The organism is Brevundimonas sp. GW821-FHT10E09 (assembly GCF_058809375.1).
This window is the reverse complement of the sequence record NZ_JBXASO010000012.1, coordinates 57,245-73,501: the sequence shown is the minus strand read 5'-3', so window position 1 is coordinate 73,501 and position 16,257 is coordinate 57,245. Positions and strand designations below refer to the sequence as shown.

The window sequence follows — 16,257 nt, the reverse complement described above, 5'->3', positions numbered from 1 at the left end:
TCGCCCCGCCGCGCGCGGGCTGCAAGCGCGACTTGGAGACAAGCCGCGAAAACCGTGTGAGACAGACGCCATGAGCTCCTTCCAAGCGCCCCGTCCCGGCATCCTGCCCGCCCAGTCCATCGAGACGCTGATCGCCACGGGCGCCATCACGTCGGACACCCCGTTCGATCCCGATCAGGTCCAGCCGGCCAGCCTGGACCTGCGGCTGTCGGACCAAGCCTGGCGCGTGCGCGCCTCCTTCCTGCCCGGCCGGCGCAAGGTCGAGGAACGGATCGCCGATGTGGCCATGCACGCCATCGAGATCACCGACGCCGGCGTCGTGCTGGAGAAGGGCTGCGTCTATATCGTGCGCCTTCAAGAGCGGCTCAAACTGCCCAAGGGTCTGATCGCGCGCGCCAATCCCAAGTCCTCAACCGGCCGCGTCGATGTCTTCGTGCGCCTGCTGACCGATCAGGGCGCCAGTTTCGACGATGTGGCCGAGGGCTATGACGGCCCCCTCTATATGGAGGTCGCGCCCCAGACCTTCTCCATCCTGGTGCGGCCCGGCACCCGGCTGAACCAGCTGCGGCTCAAGGCCGGCGATCCGCCCAAGCTGGAGACCCGCAGCGTCGGCGTCGATCTGCAAGGCGGCGACATCGTCGGCTTCCGCGGCCGTCGCCATGCGGGGGTGGTCGATCTGGACCATATCGACGGCCACGACCCGCGCGATTTCTGGGAGCCGCTGACGCTGCGGCGTGGCGAACTGCTGCTCGATCCCGGCGAGTTCTACATCCTGGCCTCGTCCGACGACGTCGAGATCCCGGTCGACCAGGCCGCCGAAATGACCCCCATCGACCCGTCGGTCGGCGAGTTCCGCGTCCACTACGCCGGCTTCTTCGACCCCGGCTTCGGCACGGACGAGGCGCACGGCGCGGGGTCCAAGGGGGTGCTGGAGGTCCGCACCCACGATACGCCCTTCCTGCTGGAACACGGCCAGATCGTCGCCCGCCTGGTCTACGAACCCCTGACCGAACGTCCCAGCCGCCTGTATGGCGAGAGCGGCAGCCACTATCAGAACCAGGGCCTGAAACTGTCGAAGCATTTCAGGGCGTGGTGAGCCACAGGCCTCTCCCTCCCCCTGCGGGGGAGGGGGGCTGAGCCGCAGGCGAAGCCGGGCGGGGCGGGCCGGGCGACGCGTCGCAGACCTCGCCCGATCAAGTCCGTGCGTCGTCGCCTGGCCGCCCCCACCCCGTCACTACGCGACGCCCCTCCCCCGCAGGGGGAGGGAGAGACGGAGACCTCACGTCAGCTTGTTCGCCTTCCTCAGCCCCGGGAACATCGCCGACCACGCCCCCGTCGCCGCCAGCGCTCCGACGCCGCCGAACACCGCCGCCCCGACCGCGCCCAGGATGCGGACCATGACGCCGGAATAGGCCTCGCCCAGTTCGTTCGAGGCGCCGATGAACAGCATCGACACGGACGAGACCCGACCGCGCATATGATCGGGCGTGGCCAGCTGGATCAGGGTCTGGCGGACGTTGACGCTGATCATGTCCGCCGCCCCGCCGATCAGCAGGGCCAGGCCGGACAGCCAGACGATCCTGGACAGGCCGAAGGTCAGGGTGCAGATGCCGAACACCGCCACGGCCGAGAACATCCAGCGCCCGCCGTTCCGCCGGATCGGGAAGCGGCTCAGATAGATGGCCATGCCCATGGCCCCCACCCCGAAGGCCGCGCGTAGCAGGCCGAAGCCTTGCGGACCGACATGAAGGATGTCGCGGGCGAAGATCGGCGTCAGAAGCGCGACGCCCGCCAGCAGGACCACGACCAGGTCCAGGGAGATGGCGCCCAGGACGATCTTGGTCTTCCACACATAGGCCAGCCCCTCCTTGACCGAGTCGATCGGCGACAGGGGATTGGCCTGGGGCGCGGGCTTGCCGCTGGTGCGGATCAGGATGAAGGCCGCCACCGCCAGCAGGAACATGCCCAGGGACACGGCATAGGCCAGGGGCACATTGACGCCCACGATCACCCCGCCCAGGGCCGGACCGGCGATGGCCCCGGTCTGGAAGGCGATGGACTGGGCCGCGATGGCGGGCGGCAGGGCCTTACGCCCCACCACCATCGGCAGGAAGGCCTGGCTGGCCGGCGCCAGGAAGGCCCGCGCCGCGCCGAACAGGGCCGCCACCGCCAGCAGACCCCACAGGGGCGGGTTTCCGTGAAGCGCCATGGCCAGGAACGACCCGGCGCAGGCCGCCTCGACCAGGATGGAGATCCAGACGGTGCGCTTCCTGTCGCGGCGGTCGGCCATGGCTCCCGCCGGCAGGGTGAAGGCCAGCAGCGGCAGGAACTGACACAGGCCGACCAGGCCCAGATACAGGCTGGCCTCCTCGATCGGATGGTCGCGCCGGGCGATCTCATAGACCTGCCACAACAGGGCCGAGGACTGGATCTGGATCGCCAGCACGGCGACCACGCGGCCGAACCACAACAGGCGGAAATCGCGGATGCCCCACGGACTGTCGGGGCCTTCGGCAGGGGCGGTGTCGGTAGAGTCTGTGGTCACGTGCGTCTGGGCTGTTTCGGATAGGGCGAACCGTCGCGGTGGAAGTATCGGTCCGCGCCCGCAGGCAGGACCATGTCGATATCGGGGTAGTCGCAAGGGGTGACGGTCGGGCTGCGCGTGCCGACCTCCAGCAGAACCGCCTCATGGCCGGATCGGTTCTCGATCCTGTGGCCGTTCGGAACGCCGGCCTTGAAGCCGGCGCAGTCGCCGGCGCGAAGCACCGTCTCGCCGTCGTCCTCGATCAGGACGACCTCGCCCTCCACCACCATGACGAACTCGTCCTCGGCTTCGTGCCAGTGGCGCTGGCTGGACCAGGCGCCGTCGGGCAGGCGCAACAGGTTGACGCCGAACTGGCTGAGGCCCGCCGCATCGCCCAGCTTCCAGCGGCGGCGCGACAGACAGGGGCCGGCGAATTCATCCGGATAGGTCGTGCCGTCGCCCCGGGGCGCGGCGTCGATGTCGATCTTGGGCATGGGCCTTCTCGCCGTGACGCGATGTCCGTAAAGCATAGGCGCATGAGCCGCGCATCAACTCCTGTGATCGATCCTGTCGAACTGACCCGCGACCTGATCCGTATTCCCTCGGTCACCCCCGCCGACGAGGGGGCCATGGATGTGCTGGAACGCCATCTGACGGCCCTCGGCTTCCACTGCCGCCGCCTGGCCTTCGAGGGGCCGGGGGGCGAAGGGGTCCATGCGCGGATCGAGAACCTGTACGCCCGGCGCGGAACCGCCTCGCCCAACCTGTGCTTCGCCGGCCATACGGACGTGGTGCCGACCGGGCCGTCGGAACAGTGGTCGTCGCAACCCTTCACCGCCGAGGTCAGGGACGGCGTCCTGTACGGCCGGGGCGCGGTGGACATGAAGGGCGGGATCGCCGCCTGGGTCGCCGCCGTGTCCCAGGTGCTGGCCGAGGGGGAGGTCGAAGGCTCCCTCTCCTTCCTGATCACCGGGGACGAGGAAGGCCCGGCGCTGCACGGCACCAAACGGGTGGTCGAGACCCTGGCGGCCGAGGGCGAGGTGATCGACGCCTGTATCGTGGGCGAACCCTCGTCGTCGCAGCACCTGGGCGACATGATCAAGGTCGGGCGGCGCGGCTCGCTGAACACCTGGATCACGGTCACGGGCAAACAGGGCCACGTCGCCTATCCGGAACGGGCGGCCAATCCGGCCCCGGTCATCGCCCGGCTGATGAGCCGGCTGAACGACCATGTGCTGGACGACGGATACGAAGGTTTCCCCCCGTCGAACCTGGAGATCACTACGATCGACATCGGCAATCCGGCCACCAACATCATCCCGGCCGAGGCGAAGGCGCGGCTGAACATCCGCTTCAACCCCAGCCATACCGGCGACGGCCTGATCGACTGGCTGAACCGCGAGGCCGGGGCCATGCAGGCCGAGACCGGGCTGCAGATCAGCCTGGACCACCTGTGTTCGGGCGAGGCCTTCCTGACCGAACCCGGCGTCTTCGTCGCGGCGGTGCAGGACGCGGTCGAGGCCGTGCTGGGGCACCGCCCCGAAGCCTCGACCACCGGCGGCACCTCCGACGCCCGCTTCATCCGCGCCCTGTGCCCGGTGCTGGAGCTGGGCCTGGTCGGCCAGACCATGCACCAGATCGACGAACGGGTGCCGACGGCGGAGCTGGAGACCCTGACGGCGGTCTATCGGCGGGTGATCGAGACGGTGTTCGAACGGCTGTGAGGCTGGGGAAATAGACTCAATCCCCTGCTACAGCCAAGGGACGAACAGGCCAAGCCTGCTCGTCCCGCCGAGACCTAGTCCGCCTGGGCGGCGTCCGGTCGCTTCTTCTTCGCCGGCGCGGGGGCGCCTTCGTCTGCGTGGGTGTCGCTTTGCGGCGCCGGAGCCTCCGGCGTCCGTAGTGCGCCTGTCAATCCCTTCAGATCAGCTCCAGACAGGCCCACCTCGGCCATTAGCTGATCGACCAGCGGGGCCTGGGCGCGATAGCGCAGGGCGCTGCTGACGACCTGCTCCGACAGGTTGCCGTCGTGCGAGCCGCCGGCGCCCGCGCCGGCCGAAGCGCCGCCGCCGTTCAGGCCTTCGACCTGGACGATCTTGATGGAGTCGATGCTCTCCATCGGCTTGACGGACTCGGCGATGATACGGTCCAGGTTCTCGATCAGCTTGATGCGTATCTGCATCGCGACCTGTTCGGCAGACAGCAGATTCGCCGCCGTATTCAAGGCTTGCTGGCCGGCGGCCTCGACCTCGTAGTGGACCCGCGCCGCCTCGGCGGCCGCGCGCACGGCCTTGGCCTGGGCCTCTGCCTCGATCGTGGTCTTGTCGGCCTGACCGCGCGCCTGTTCACGCAGGGCTTCGGCCTGGTCGGCGGCGGCGATCTTCTCGGCCTCGGCGGCGACGCGGACGGTGATGGCTTCGCGCTCGGCCTCCTTGGTCGCCTCGATCAGTTCGATGATCTTCTGACGATCGGCGGCCTCACGGTCTCGCATCGTCTTGACCTGCTCTTCGGCCTGGACGGCGAGCGCCAGCGCCTTGTCGGCCTCGGCCTTGGCTTCGGACTGGGCGCGGGACTTCTCGGCGACGGCGATGTCGCGATCCTGCTCGGACAGTTCGATCGCCTTGGCCTTCTCGATGTCCTGGGTCTCGACGGCGCGGGCCTTGGAGATTTCGCGCTCGGCCACTTCCTGTTCCATGGCGATGCGTTGCTGGGCGACGAGACGCTCGGCCTCGATCCTCGCCTGCTCGATCTGCTGCTGGGAAGTGATCTTGGCGGCCTCGGCCTCGCGCGCCTTCTCGGCCTCCTGGCGGGCCACGTCCGCGCCCTGCTCGGCCCGACGGTTGGCGAGCTCGCGCTCCTGTTCCAGCTGAGCGTATTCTTCGTCGCGCTGGATCTCCAGCGTACGGCGCTGGGCCTCAAGGTTCTTGGTGCGGATCTGGACCTGGGTGTCCTGTTCGATATCGTTGCGCAGCTTCTTGCGCAGTTCGATCTCTTCGGTCAGCCGCGTCAGGCCCTCGGCGTCGAAGGCGTTGGATGGATTGAAATGCTCCATCGCGGTCTGGTCGAGGCCGGTCAGCGAGACAGTCTCAAGCTCGAGACCGTTCTTCAGCAGGTCCTCGGACGAGACCTGCTGCACCTTCTGGACGAAGTGGGTGCGCTGCTCGTGCAGCTCCGTCATCGTCAGCTCGGCCGCGACCGAGCGTAGGGCGTCGACGAACTTGCCCTCGACCAGGTCCTTCAATTGTTCGGGGTGCATCGTCCGCAGGCCCAGGGTCTGGGCGGCCGAGGCGATGGCGTCGGCGCTGGGTTGAACCCGGACATAGAACTCGGCCAGCACATCGACACGCATGCGGTCCTTGGTGATCAGCGCCTGTTCATTGCTGCGCTGAACCGCCAGACGCAGGGTGTTCATATTGACCTGAATGGTCTCGTGCAGGACCGGCAAAACCAGAGCGCCGCCGTTCATGACGACCTTCTCGCCGCCGAAGCCGGTGCGAACGAAGGCTGTCTCCTTGGACGCACGCTTGTACAGGCGAGCGAAGATCAGGCCCAGGATCAACAGGGCGACAAGCCCTGCACCGGACAGAATGGCGATCTCTATGAGCGAGTTCATTTGAAGGGCCCCTAAACTTGAAAAGTCGTCAGACAGACGCGTCGAGCAGCGACGCGCTGGTGTTGTGAATGGCGAAGTATTTGGCCCCCGCATGCCGGACCAACAGCACGCTGCTACCCTGGGCGAAGACGTCTGTAGCGTTGTCGGGCTCGACCATGACGTAGTGGACCTGGCCGTGCTCGTCGCGGACCCGGGCCTGGGCCGCACTGGCGTGGCGCGACTCGCCGGTGACAATGACCGCCACCCGCCCGACGAGACTGTCGCGCGAAACCGCCGAGGTCTCGTCACGCGGCATGATCTTGGCGACGCCGCGACCGAAGACTCGCGTCACCGGCAGGCCGACCGCGAAGGCCAGCGGGGCCGCGAGAAACCAAGGGGCGGGTTGGCCGACGATTGCGGCGACGATCCTCTGGCCGATCAGCCCCGTCATGCCAAAGGCGAACAGGAAGACGACGATCAACATCAGCAGCGGCAGCCGCCCGACATTCAGCCAGGACAGAAGCGAGGGGGTCTCGACATTGACGTCCGCGTCCACCCCGTCGAGCCCATCGCCGGCCGCCAGGCCGCCGCCGAAACCGAGGGCCTCGACCACGCCGATGAGCATCATCAGAACGAGGGCCGCGACAAAGGGCACATTGTCCGGCGAAAAAAGAAACCCCCACATCGGCGGCGTCAGCCCTTGTCGCCGGTGCGCGCCTTGATGGCGGCCAGACGTTCCTCGACGCGGTTCCGGCGCGCCAGACCGTCCAGTTCCGCCAGCTTGGCGCCCTGCTCGCGGTCAACGCCCCCCAGGGGCGGCGCCCCTTCGCGAGCCATCAGCCGGTCGAAGGCGCCGGTCGCGTTCTCGACGCGGCGGATCACGCTGGGCTTGCCGTCGGAGCCCACCCCGCCCGTGGCCGCACCTGCGTCCTCGGCGCCGCGCGCCCTGGCCAGAAGCATGGACTGGAAGGCTTCCTCCATCTCTCGGCGCTTGGCGAGAAGGGCGGCGACATAGCCTTCCAGCTCGATCTCGCGCTTGCCGGCGTCAGCCACCGTGGCCTCCAGGACGGGGACCTGGGCTTCGACGTCGAGTTGATGCTCGACCGCCGCGCGGGCCAGGTCCTCGCGGCTTTCACGCAGCGCCAGTTCGATCTGGCCCGCCAACTCCTCGTGACGGCTGCTCTGTTCAGTCAGCCGTTTGTTGGCCAGATGTTTGCCGGCGATGGTGCGGCCTAGTTCGGCGCGAACATCGTCCACCGCCTTGTCGATTTCACGCAGGGTCTGCTGGACGATAGCGTCCGGCATGGCGCCCTCGATCGTATCGATCAGCGCGTGCGCACTGCCCGAGACGATTCGGCCGACGCGAGCGCTAAGTGTATCCGCCATGCTCTTGATCCTTCCGTTAGCGCGCGGCCAGGGCCGCAGAAACAAGCCGCATCAGTTCGGCCGACTCGGCGAGTCGGCGAGAGATGACGGCAGGGTCATAGGCCGGAGCAGTGGGCGTCAGGGCCCAGCGCAACAGCTGATCGGTCATCCGGGTCGCGCAGTCCACCAGACGCGCCTCGTGCCGGACAAGCTCGTCCGAAACGCCCGTTGAGCCGGGGCGCGGGGCGGTCAGGGCCAGGGCGAGGAATTCCTCGGCGATGTTCACCAACCCCGCCGCGACGTCTGAGTGACGGTCCAAATCCTGCTCGATGATGCGGACCGCACGGACCGTCGCGGCCATGTGATCGTGACTGACCGCCAGGGCCGCGGGAAAGGAATCGAGCGGCTCGGCTCTTTGTCGCGCCTGCCGGATCAGACCGCGAATCTTGTCGCTGGCCGTCACCGCGCCGTCGATCTCCAGCTTCGAAAGAAAGCTGGTGTCGTCCTCAGAAAGCCGGACGCTGAGAGGGGTGGTCAGGGAAGCCATGCGAAGTTTGTATTACATCGTATTTCGTTTGTAAACATTCTCACTCAACAGTCACGCTTGGGCCGCCAGATTTGGTCTCTGCAAGGGCATCTCGGCCAGCACCCAGTCTTTACCTGCGCTCCAAAAACCGCAGCGCCGTCAGTACGTGCGTCTTCACCCCCAGCGGCAGGACCTTCTCGTTCGGTGAGAACTCCGGCGAATGGTTCGGCGCGGACTGGGCGGGGTCCACGCCGTCGGGACTGGCTCCCAGGTGGTAGAAGACGCCGGGGATGGCCTGCTGGAAATAGCTGAAGTCCTCGGCCACCGTGGTCGGGGGCGTGGCGGGGTTGACGTTGCCAGCGCCGGCCGCCTCGGTCAGGACCGGGGCCAGCCAGGCGGACAGGCCGGGGTCGTTGAAGACCAGGGCGGCGTTCTGTCTGACGCCGAACTCGGCGGTGGCGCCATAGGCGGCGGCGACGTGGTCGATGGCGGTCTCGGCGCGGGCGACCAGGGCGTCGCGCTGGGCGACGTCGAAGGTGCGCAGGGTGCCCGACAGGGTCGCGCTGTCGGGGATGATATTATAGCGGACGCCGGCGTCCACGGTGGCGATGGTGAAGACCGTCGGGGTGGTGGTCGGATCGACCGTGCGGGCGGTCAGGATGTTGACCGTCTCGATCACCTGACCGGCCACCGCGATCACGTCCACGCCGCGCCAGGGCCAGGCGCCGTGGGTCTGTTTGCCCCTCAGCACGATATCGACCCGGTCGGAGGCGGCCATGAAGCCCTCGGGGCGGTAGAAGACGCTGCCCGGACGGCCGGGCACGACGTGCAGGCCGAAGATGGCCTCGGGCTTGGGATCGTTCAGCGCGCCCTCGGCGATCATCAGGGCGGCGCCGCCCTTGGGCTCGCCGGGAGGGGCGCCTTCTTCCGCCGGCTGGAAGACGAAGACCACCGTGCCGGCGATCTGGTCCTTCATTCCGGCCAGGACTTCGGCCGCGCCCATCAACATCGCCATGTGCATGTCGTGGCCGCAGGCGTGGGCCACGGGAACCGTATTGCCCATGTATGTGCCGGTGGCGGTGGAGGCGAAGGCCAGGCCCGTCGCCTCCTGCACCGGCAGGGCGTCCATGTCGGCGCGCAGGGCCACGACCCGGCCGGGACGGGCGCCGTGCAGGACGCCGACCACCCCGGTCTTGCCGACCCCGGTGCGGACCTCCAGCCCCAGGGACCGGAGATGATCGGCGATGACGGCGGCCGAGCGGGTCTCGGCGAAGCCCAGTTCGGGATGCTGGTGGAAGTCGCGGCGCCAGTCGACCACCCGGGGCGTCACGCGCTGGACGGCGTCGTCCACGCTGGCCGCATCGACGGCCTGGGCCTGGGTGGAACCGGCCGCGAGCAGCAGCGCCAGGGTGGAGACGGCGAACAGGCGACGCATGTGGATATCCCGTAAAATCGGAGAAGCCGCAGGATGAGGGCGCCGGGGCCGCTTGTGCAACGACCATCGCTCGGCGAAACTCGAATCATGGCCAAGCCGATCAAGAGCACGACGACCGAGTGGCGCGACGTCGTGCTGGTGTGCCGCAAATGCTCCAAGAAGCTGGACGGCGGCTTCGGGCCGGACGGCGATCTGACGCTGAAGAAGGCCCTGCGGAAATATCTGCACCTGAAGAAGGGCAAGAAGGGGCGCAAGGGCGAACTGACCGTGGCGGGGACCGACTGTTTCGACATCTGCCCCAAGGACGGGGTGGTGGCGGTCAACGCCGCCCATCCCAAGAAACTGCTGATCATCCCGGCCGGCGCCGACCTGTTCGAGGTCAAGACGCGGCTGGGGCTGGACGACGGGCGGCGGCTGAAGGTGGTCACGCCCGACTGAGACGTCTTTCTTCCGCCGCCCAGTCGTGCCAGATCGGCGGCATGGACGACACCAAGATCGAGAAACGCGCCGGCGTGCGGGCGACCTCCGACCGGATCTGGGAGCTGGTCTCCGACCTGTCGCGCTGGAACGAATGGAATCCGCACGAGACCGAGGTCTCGGGCGCCATCGCCTTCGGCGGCCAGTTGACCCTGACCGAGGCCTTTCCCGGTCAGCCGGAGCGCGCGGTCGTGGCCCGCATCGCCGACTGGCGGCCCTATGTGCGGCTGGTCTGGACCGAGAACCGGGGCTTCCTGTTCCGCACCCTGCGCTACATCGACATCGAGGAGCTGGAAAAGGGCAGCTGCATCGTCTCGTCGGCGCACAAGTTCGCGGGCCTGAGGGGCGAGCTGTTCCACGACAAGCACCGGATCGCCCTGCGCGACGCGCATCAGGCCATCGTCGACAATCTCAAGGCCGCAGCCGAGGCCTGAAACGCCGCCGGATCAGCCCTTGGCCATCGTGTCCATGATGTTCAGGATCGCCGGACCCAGGATGACGATGAACAGGACCGGCAGGAAGAACAGGATCATCGGCACGGTCAGCTGAGCCGGCAGGGCGGCCGCCTTCTTCTCCGCCGCCGACAGCCGCAGGTCACGGTTTTCCTTGGCCATCACCCGCAGGGCCGAGGACAGGGGCGTGCCGTAGGTCTCGGCCTGGGTCATGGCGACGGCGACGGATTTGACGCCGGGATGGTTGGTCCGCTTGCCGAGGTTCTCGTAAGCCATGCGCCGGTCCGGCAGATAGCTGAGTTCGGCGGACAGCAGGGACAGCTCCTCGGCCAGTTCGATGGACGATGTGCCGATCTCCTGGCTGACCTTGGCGATCGCCGCCTCGATCGACATCCCTGCCTCGACGCAGATCAGCAACAGGTCGAGGGCGTCGGGGAAGGCCTGCATGATCGAGGTGCGGCGCTTGGTGATCCGATTGGTCAGAAACAGGTTGGGCGCATAGAAGCCCGCGACGGCGGCGGCCACGCAGGCGGTGATCTTCTGCATCGTGGGCCAGTCCACGACCTTGATCACGAACATGTAGAAGGCGACCACCATCAGGAAGATGAAGGGCGAGGCGAAGCGGAAGAAGTAGAAGGTGGTCAGGGGGCGCGGGCCGCGATAGCCGGCCTGGGCCATCTGGTCGGCGACCTTGGGATCCTCCAGCAGCTTGGTCAGGTTCAGCCGGTCCACGACCCGCTTCTTGAACCCCTCATCGTCCGTGTGGCGCAATCCGCCCGGCCCCGTGTGGATGGCGGCCCGGGAGCGGCGCTTGAGTTCGTCGCGGCGTTCCGACACCGCCTTCATCCGCTGGTCCAGCTTCACCCCGCCCGTCATCGACGACAGCAGGGTCAGGACGGTGGCGAAGACGAGCACGCCCACGCCGAGGCTGAGCAGGTTCTGCGGGTCGGTGATGAAGCGAATGAAGGCGTCCACGGTCCCGACCTCAGATCTTGAACGAGATCATGCGCTTCATGACGAAGATCCCCGTCCCCATCAGTGCGCCCGCCAGGAGCAGCAGCGCGTTGCCGCGGATGTCGGTGAACAGGGCCATCATGTAGCCGGGGCTGGTGAACATCACCATCGTCATGACGGCCGGCGGCAGGGAGGCGATGATGCCTGCGGACGCCAGGGCTTCCGAAGACAGGGCCTTGACCTTCTCGCGCATCATCCGGCGCGCGCGCAACACGGTCGACAGATTGCTGAGCGCCTCGGCCAGATTGCCGCCCGTCTTCTGCTGGATGGCGATGACGATGGTGAAGAACCTCAGTTCCGGGGTCGGCATCTGTTCGAACATCTTGTCCAGCGCCTGTTCCAGGGTCATGCCGACGCCCAGGGCCTCCACGAGCTTCTTGAACGCCGGGCCGAGGGGAGCGGGGCTTTCGCGGGCGATGATCTTGAAACATTCGTGGACCGGCAGGCCCGACTTGATGCCGCGAACGATGACGTCCACCGCATTGGGAAACTCCAGCGAGAATTTCTTCATCCGCGCCTTGGCCAGGAAGCCGACGATCCAGCGCGGCAGGCCCAGGCCGACGACGATCGCGAGGCCGAGAACGATCAGGACATGCAGGCCGAAGGCCAGGGCGGCGACGGCGGCGATCAGGCCCACCCCGCCGCTGACGATGTAGAAGGTGCGGACGCTGATCGTCAGTCCGGCCTGTTTCAGCTTGGCCGCCATATTGGCGCGCGCCTTGCGCTCGCGGCGCTCGGCTTCCTGGAGCTGGACCATGATCTGCTTGCGGCGCGCCTCGGGCGTATTGGCGGCGGCCGCAGCCTTGCGCGCCTTGGCGGCGTTGCGCTTTCCCTCGCCCAGGTTCTGCGCCCGTTTGACCGCCTGGCCGGACGAATCGTCGCCGCCGACGAAGACCCAGCCCAGGCCGCCGATGGTGATGAAGGCCAGAACGGCGGCGAGGATCGGCAACATGTCCCTACTCCGCCGCGTCCAGGGCGTCCGCCAGTTCGCGCTCCAGGCCGTAATAGCGGGCGCGGTCCCAGAAGCGGGGACGGGCGATGCCGGTCGACCGGTGACGGCCGATGATCTTGCCGTTCTCGTCCTCGCCGGTGATGTCGTAGACGAACAGGTCCTGGGTGACGATCACATCGCCTTCCAGGCCGACGACCTCGGTGATGTGGGTGATGCGGCGCGAGCCGTCGCGCAGACGCGCCGCCTGGATGATGACGTCGACCGAGCCGACGATCATCTCGCGGATGGTCCTGGACGGCAGGCCGTAGCCGCCCATGGTGATCATCGATTCCATCCGGCTGATGGCCTCGCGCGGGGAGTTGGCGTGCAGCGTGCCCATGGAGCCGTCGTGGCCGGTGTTCATGGCCTGGAGCAGGTCGAAGGCCTCGGGTCCGCGCACCTCGCCGACGATGATCCGTTCGGGACGCATCCGCAGGCAGTTCTTCACCAGGTCGCGCATGGTGATCATGCCCTGGCCTTCGAGGTTCGGCGGGCGCGTCTCCAGACGCACCACATGCGGCTGCTGCAGCTGCAGTTCGGCCGCGTCCTCGCAGGTGATGACCCGTTCGGTGGGGTCGATGAAGGCCGTCAGGGTGTTCAGCAAGGTCGTCTTGCCCGAGCCCGTGCCGCCCGAAATGACCAGATTGCATCGCGAGGCCCCGATGACGCCCAGGACGCGTGCGCCCTCGGGGCTGATGGAGGCGTACTCCACCAGATTCTTCATCGTCAGCTTGTCCTTCTTGAACTTCCGGATCGTCAGCGTCGGCCCGTCCAGCGCCAGGGGCGGGGCGATGACGTTGACGCGCGAACCGTCCGGCAGGCGGGCGTCGCAGATCGGGCTCGACTCGTCCACGCGGCGGCCGACCTGGGACACGATCCGCTGGCAGATGTTCATCAGCTGGGCGTTGTCGCGGAAGCGCACATTGGTCAGCTGGACCTTGCCCCCGACCTCGATGAAGACCCGGCCGGCGCCGTTGACCATGATGTCGGCGATGTCGTCGCGGGCCAGCAGCGGCTCCAGCGGGCCGTAGCCCAGGACGTCGTTGACGATGTCCTGGACCAGATGCTCCTGCTCGGCGACCGACATGGAGACGTTCTTGATCGCCACCAGTTCGGCGACGATGTCGCGGATCTCTTCCGACGCCGCCTTGGTGTCCAGCTGGGCCAGCTGGGCCAGGTCGATGGTGTTCATCAACGCATTGAAGATGGTGGTCTTCGTGGCGTGATAATAGTCGCTCTGTTCCCGGACGATCTCGGCGACCGCCTGGGCCTTCTTCAGTTGTTCGAACCCGGCCGTGGCCTTGGGACCGGGCGCGGGCTTGCCGCCCGGCGCGGCGGGGGCCGCGGCCTCGGGGGTCGGGCGGGACGCGAGGGCGTCAAGGCGGTCAGCCTTGGCGGCCGGCTGGGCCTGGGCCTGCCCCGAAGCGGCCGGGGCGAGGGCCTCGACAGCGGGCTCGAGGTCGGCCGCGCCGCCGAAGGCGAAGGCCTCGGTCTGGACGCCCGGCGCGGGCTGTCGCGGGGCGAACTCGGGCGCGGCGCCGGCGACGCCCGCAGGGGCGGGACGCATCGGAGCCGGAACGACGCCGGGCTGACCTGTGCGCTTGCCGAACACCCGTCAGCGCTTCTTGAACATGGAGGCGAACAGGGATTTCGACTCGGTCGAAGCCGCCTTTCCGGGCTTGGCCTTGGGTCCGGCGATGACGGGGATTTCCCGACGCGACACGATCTGGGCCAGGGTCTGGAAGGCCTCGGCCGCCTTGGTCTTGGCGCCGGCGTCCAGGATCATCTGGCCGTTGTTGGCGGCGGCGCCGAAGGTCTTGGCGTCGAAGGGGATGATCAGGCTGGGATGAACGCCCAGGGCGGCGCCGAAATCCTTGGCCGGGATCTCGGGACGACCGGGCACCCCGACCTGATTCAGCACCAGGCGCGGCGGGGCGTCGTTCGGGCGGCCCGAACGGATCAGGTCCATCATGTTCTTGGCGTTGCGCAGGGCCGCCAGGTCCGGCGTCGCCACGATCACCACCTCGTCGGCGCTGATCAGGGTGCGGCGCATCCACGGCGACCAAAGGTGCGGCAGGTCCAGGACCACGAAGGGCGCGGTCGAGCGGATGCGCGTCGTCACCTCCTCGAAGGCCTCGGTCGAGATGTCCCAGTCGGTGTCCAGGGTGGCGGGCGCCGCGAACAGGCTGAGCTTGTCGGTGCAGCGGACCATCATCCGGTCCAGCAGGGTCGAATCCAGCCGGTCCGGCTGGCCCAGGGCGTCGGCGACGCCGCTCAGCGGATCCTGGTTGAAGTCCAGGCCGGCGGTGCCGAACGGCAGGTCATAGTCGACGATGACCGTATTGGCCCCGATCCGCTCCGAGATCGCATAGGCGGTGTTGTGCGCCACGGCCGAGGCTCCGGCCCCGCCCCGCGCGCCGACAAAGGCGATGGACCGGCCGACAAACGGTTGCGCCGGATCGTTGAACAGGCCGCCGATGGCCGCGATCAGTTGCAGGGGCTGGAGCGGGCCCACCAGATATTCGCTGACCCCGCGACGCATCAGTTCGCGGAACAGCAGGATGTCGTTGGTCGGCCCCACGACGACGACCTTGGTGCCGGCGTCGCAGACCTCGGCCAGCTGATCCACTTCCCACAGCAGGGTCTGAGGGTCCTTCAGACATTCGACGATGATCAGCGGCGGGGTCGGTTCGTGCTGATAGGTCTCGACGGCGGCCATGATCCCGCCGATGCGGATCTGGGTGGTGGCGCGCGACAGGCGTCGGTCCTGGGCGGCGCGCTCGGCCGCCGCCAGGGTGTCCTGGCGTTCGGCGAAGACATGGATGGCGATCCGCGGCACCGACACTTCGCCGATGGATCCGACGGCGGCGAGACCGGCGGGAGCCAGGCCAGAAGGCGCCAGGGCGGACGGGACCGCACTGGACGGGGCAGGACCCGCGTCCGTCGTCGGCGCCAGAGTCGATTGCGCCTGTGCCAGCAGGTCGCCGACAGGATTGAAGCCGGGGGCGCTCGTGTTCTGGGTCGGCGCCTGCATCACGGGCTGAGCCGCAGAGGCCGGCGGGGTGAACTGCAAGGGGGAGCGCCCGGAGTCGCCCGGAAAAGCGGCGGCTGCCTCGGAGAAGTCCATATCGACGTCGAAGCCGTCGTCGAAAGGTTCGAGAGGGTGAGGGGCGGACATGGTCAACGGCCTATTCCACAGCCGTCGAGACACGTGAACGCTGCACCATTTGTTCCTGCGGGGCGGCGGTCGGCAGACCTTGGCGATAGCGATCGAAGACCACCGAACGCCGGCCCGCCTCGGGGGGCGTCAGGGCGCGGGGCGCCGCGATGTCGCGCGGATCGGCGATCTGGGCGGCCAGATTGGCAGTGACGGCGCAGCCGAAGTTCGAACCGGACATATTGTCTCCGGTCCGGCTCAGATTACCCCACGCCGCGCCGCAGCGCGGCACGGCGGCCTGGACCGTTTCGAACCCGACCAGAACCGGCGCGCGGGGGTCAGGCCCCGCATAGCTGACGACGCGAAGACGGTTCGGATCCAGGCCGATCTGCGCCAGGGCGGCGCGCGTGTCGAAGGCTGTCTTGGCGGCCACCGAGTCTTCTCCGGCCGGGGCCTCGATCACGATGACGCCCGCCCCGGCGGCGGCGAACCGCTGGGCCAGGTCGCGCAGAGCCGCGTGCTGATTGGCCGACAGTCCCTGTTCGTGGACGGCCAGGGCGATACGGTCCAGACCGGTCTCGACCTGAAGCGAATAGCGCGAGGTCGGGGTCAGAGGCGGCGGGCCGCCCAGACTGGCCGGGCCGCCCACACAGCTAGCCAGCCCCAGGACCGATCCGGAAAGGATTAGGGACAGAACGCGCGTTCTTGAGGTTCGGATCATGCG

General features: G+C 68.0%; 16 protein-coding genes. 4 read left to right on the top strand and 12 right to left on the bottom strand.

The annotated features are described in order from the left end of the window. The first annotated feature begins 70 nt into the window (after positions 1–70). Positions 71–1,096, top strand: coding sequence for a 2'-deoxycytidine 5'-triphosphate deaminase (locus AC1RSI_RS12440; RefSeq protein WP_154726073.1), 1,026 nt, complete (start codon positions 71–73; stop codon positions 1,094–1,096). A 183-nt stretch (positions 1,097–1,279) separates the two neighbouring features. Here AC1RSI_RS12440 and AC1RSI_RS12435 read toward each other — a convergent pair whose 3' ends face one another. After that, a complete protein-coding gene (locus AC1RSI_RS12435) occupies positions 1,280–2,545 on the bottom strand; it encodes an MFS transporter (protein WP_291757236.1) in 1,266 nt (421 codons plus the stop codon). Then, entirely contained in the window at positions 2,542–3,018 is a 477-nt protein-coding gene (locus AC1RSI_RS12430; protein WP_447941231.1) for a cupin domain-containing protein, read from the bottom strand. The genes AC1RSI_RS12435 and AC1RSI_RS12430 overlap by 4 nt, the downstream gene beginning before the upstream one ends. Before the next feature lie 42 nt (positions 3,019–3,060). On the opposite strand from AC1RSI_RS12430, the gene dapE reads away from it, so the two are divergent. Then, complete coding sequence (dapE, locus tag AC1RSI_RS12425) at positions 3,061–4,248, top strand: succinyl-diaminopimelate desuccinylase (protein ID WP_291757232.1); 1,188 nt, start codon at positions 3,061–3,063, stop codon at positions 4,246–4,248. 74 nt (positions 4,249–4,322) lie between these two features. Here dapE and AC1RSI_RS12420 read toward each other — a convergent pair whose 3' ends face one another. The 5 genes from AC1RSI_RS12420 to AC1RSI_RS12400 form a co-directional block, all read right to left on the bottom strand. Beyond that, positions 4,323–6,137, bottom strand: coding sequence for a flotillin family protein (locus tag AC1RSI_RS12420; RefSeq protein ID WP_008262613.1), 1,815 nt, complete (start codon positions 6,135–6,137; stop codon positions 4,323–4,325). Positions 6,138–6,165: 28 nt separating this feature from the next. Beyond that, positions 6,166–6,801 (bottom strand): YqiJ family protein, encoded by a 636-nt coding sequence (locus tag AC1RSI_RS12415; protein ID WP_035309639.1) that lies wholly within the window; start codon positions 6,799–6,801, stop codon positions 6,166–6,168. A gap of 8 nt (positions 6,802–6,809) precedes the next feature. Next, positions 6,810–7,502, bottom strand: a complete 693-nt coding sequence (locus AC1RSI_RS12410; RefSeq protein WP_008260647.1) for a PspA/IM30 family protein — start codon at positions 7,500–7,502, stop codon at positions 6,810–6,812. 16 nt (positions 7,503–7,518) lie between these two features. Then, the gene (locus tag AC1RSI_RS12405; protein WP_008261859.1) at positions 7,519–8,028 is read right to left on the bottom strand and encodes a hypothetical protein; all 510 of its coding nucleotides are present in this window, start codon (positions 8,026–8,028) and stop codon (positions 7,519–7,521) included. Positions 8,029–8,137: 109 nt separating this feature from the next. Next, a complete protein-coding gene (locus AC1RSI_RS12400; RefSeq protein WP_291757227.1) occupies positions 8,138–9,442 on the bottom strand; it encodes an amidohydrolase in 1,305 nt (434 codons plus the stop codon). Positions 9,443–9,529: 87 nt separating this feature from the next. Here AC1RSI_RS12400 and AC1RSI_RS12395 point away from each other — a divergent pair, with 87 nt between their 5' ends. Together AC1RSI_RS12395 and AC1RSI_RS12390 are read left to right on the top strand one after the other, a co-directional pair. After that, entirely contained in the window at positions 9,530–9,880 is a 351-nt protein-coding gene (locus tag AC1RSI_RS12395) for a hypothetical protein (protein ID WP_035309635.1), read from the top strand. A 41-nt stretch (positions 9,881–9,921) separates the two neighbouring features. Next, entirely contained in the window at positions 9,922–10,353 is a 432-nt protein-coding gene (locus AC1RSI_RS12390; RefSeq protein WP_008261741.1) for an SRPBCC domain-containing protein, read from the top strand. 12 nt (positions 10,354–10,365) lie between these two features. On the opposite strand, the gene AC1RSI_RS12385 is transcribed toward AC1RSI_RS12390, so the two are convergent. Genes AC1RSI_RS12385 through AC1RSI_RS12365 form a run of 5 tightly spaced genes read right to left on the bottom strand, consistent with a single transcriptional unit; the run spans position 10,366 to position 16,254 of the window. Next, a complete protein-coding gene (locus tag AC1RSI_RS12385; protein ID WP_008262351.1) occupies positions 10,366–11,346 on the bottom strand; it encodes a type II secretion system F family protein in 981 nt (326 codons plus the stop codon). A 10-nt stretch (positions 11,347–11,356) separates the two neighbouring features. Beyond that, positions 11,357–12,337 carry a type II secretion system F family protein gene (locus tag AC1RSI_RS12380; RefSeq protein ID WP_008263819.1) on the bottom strand — a complete coding sequence of 327 codons (981 nt, stop codon included), beginning with the start codon at positions 12,335–12,337 and terminating at the stop codon, positions 11,357–11,359. Positions 12,338–12,341: 4 nt separating this feature from the next. Further along, a complete protein-coding gene (locus tag AC1RSI_RS12375; RefSeq protein ID WP_008261233.1) occupies positions 12,342–13,988 on the bottom strand; it encodes a TadA family conjugal transfer-associated ATPase in 1,647 nt (548 codons plus the stop codon). A gap of 3 nt (positions 13,989–13,991) precedes the next feature. Beyond that, positions 13,992–15,554: a CpaE/TadZ family protein gene (locus AC1RSI_RS12370; RefSeq protein WP_008263382.1), complete on the bottom strand. Its 1,563-nt coding sequence runs from the start codon at positions 15,552–15,554 to the stop codon at positions 13,992–13,994. Between the two features lie 10 nt (positions 15,555–15,564). Continuing rightward, on the bottom strand, positions 15,565–16,254 hold the full coding sequence (locus AC1RSI_RS12365; protein WP_040349189.1) for a CpaD family pilus assembly protein: 690 nt from the start codon (positions 16,252–16,254) through the stop codon (positions 15,565–15,567). Between the last annotated feature and the right edge of the window lie 3 nt (positions 16,255–16,257).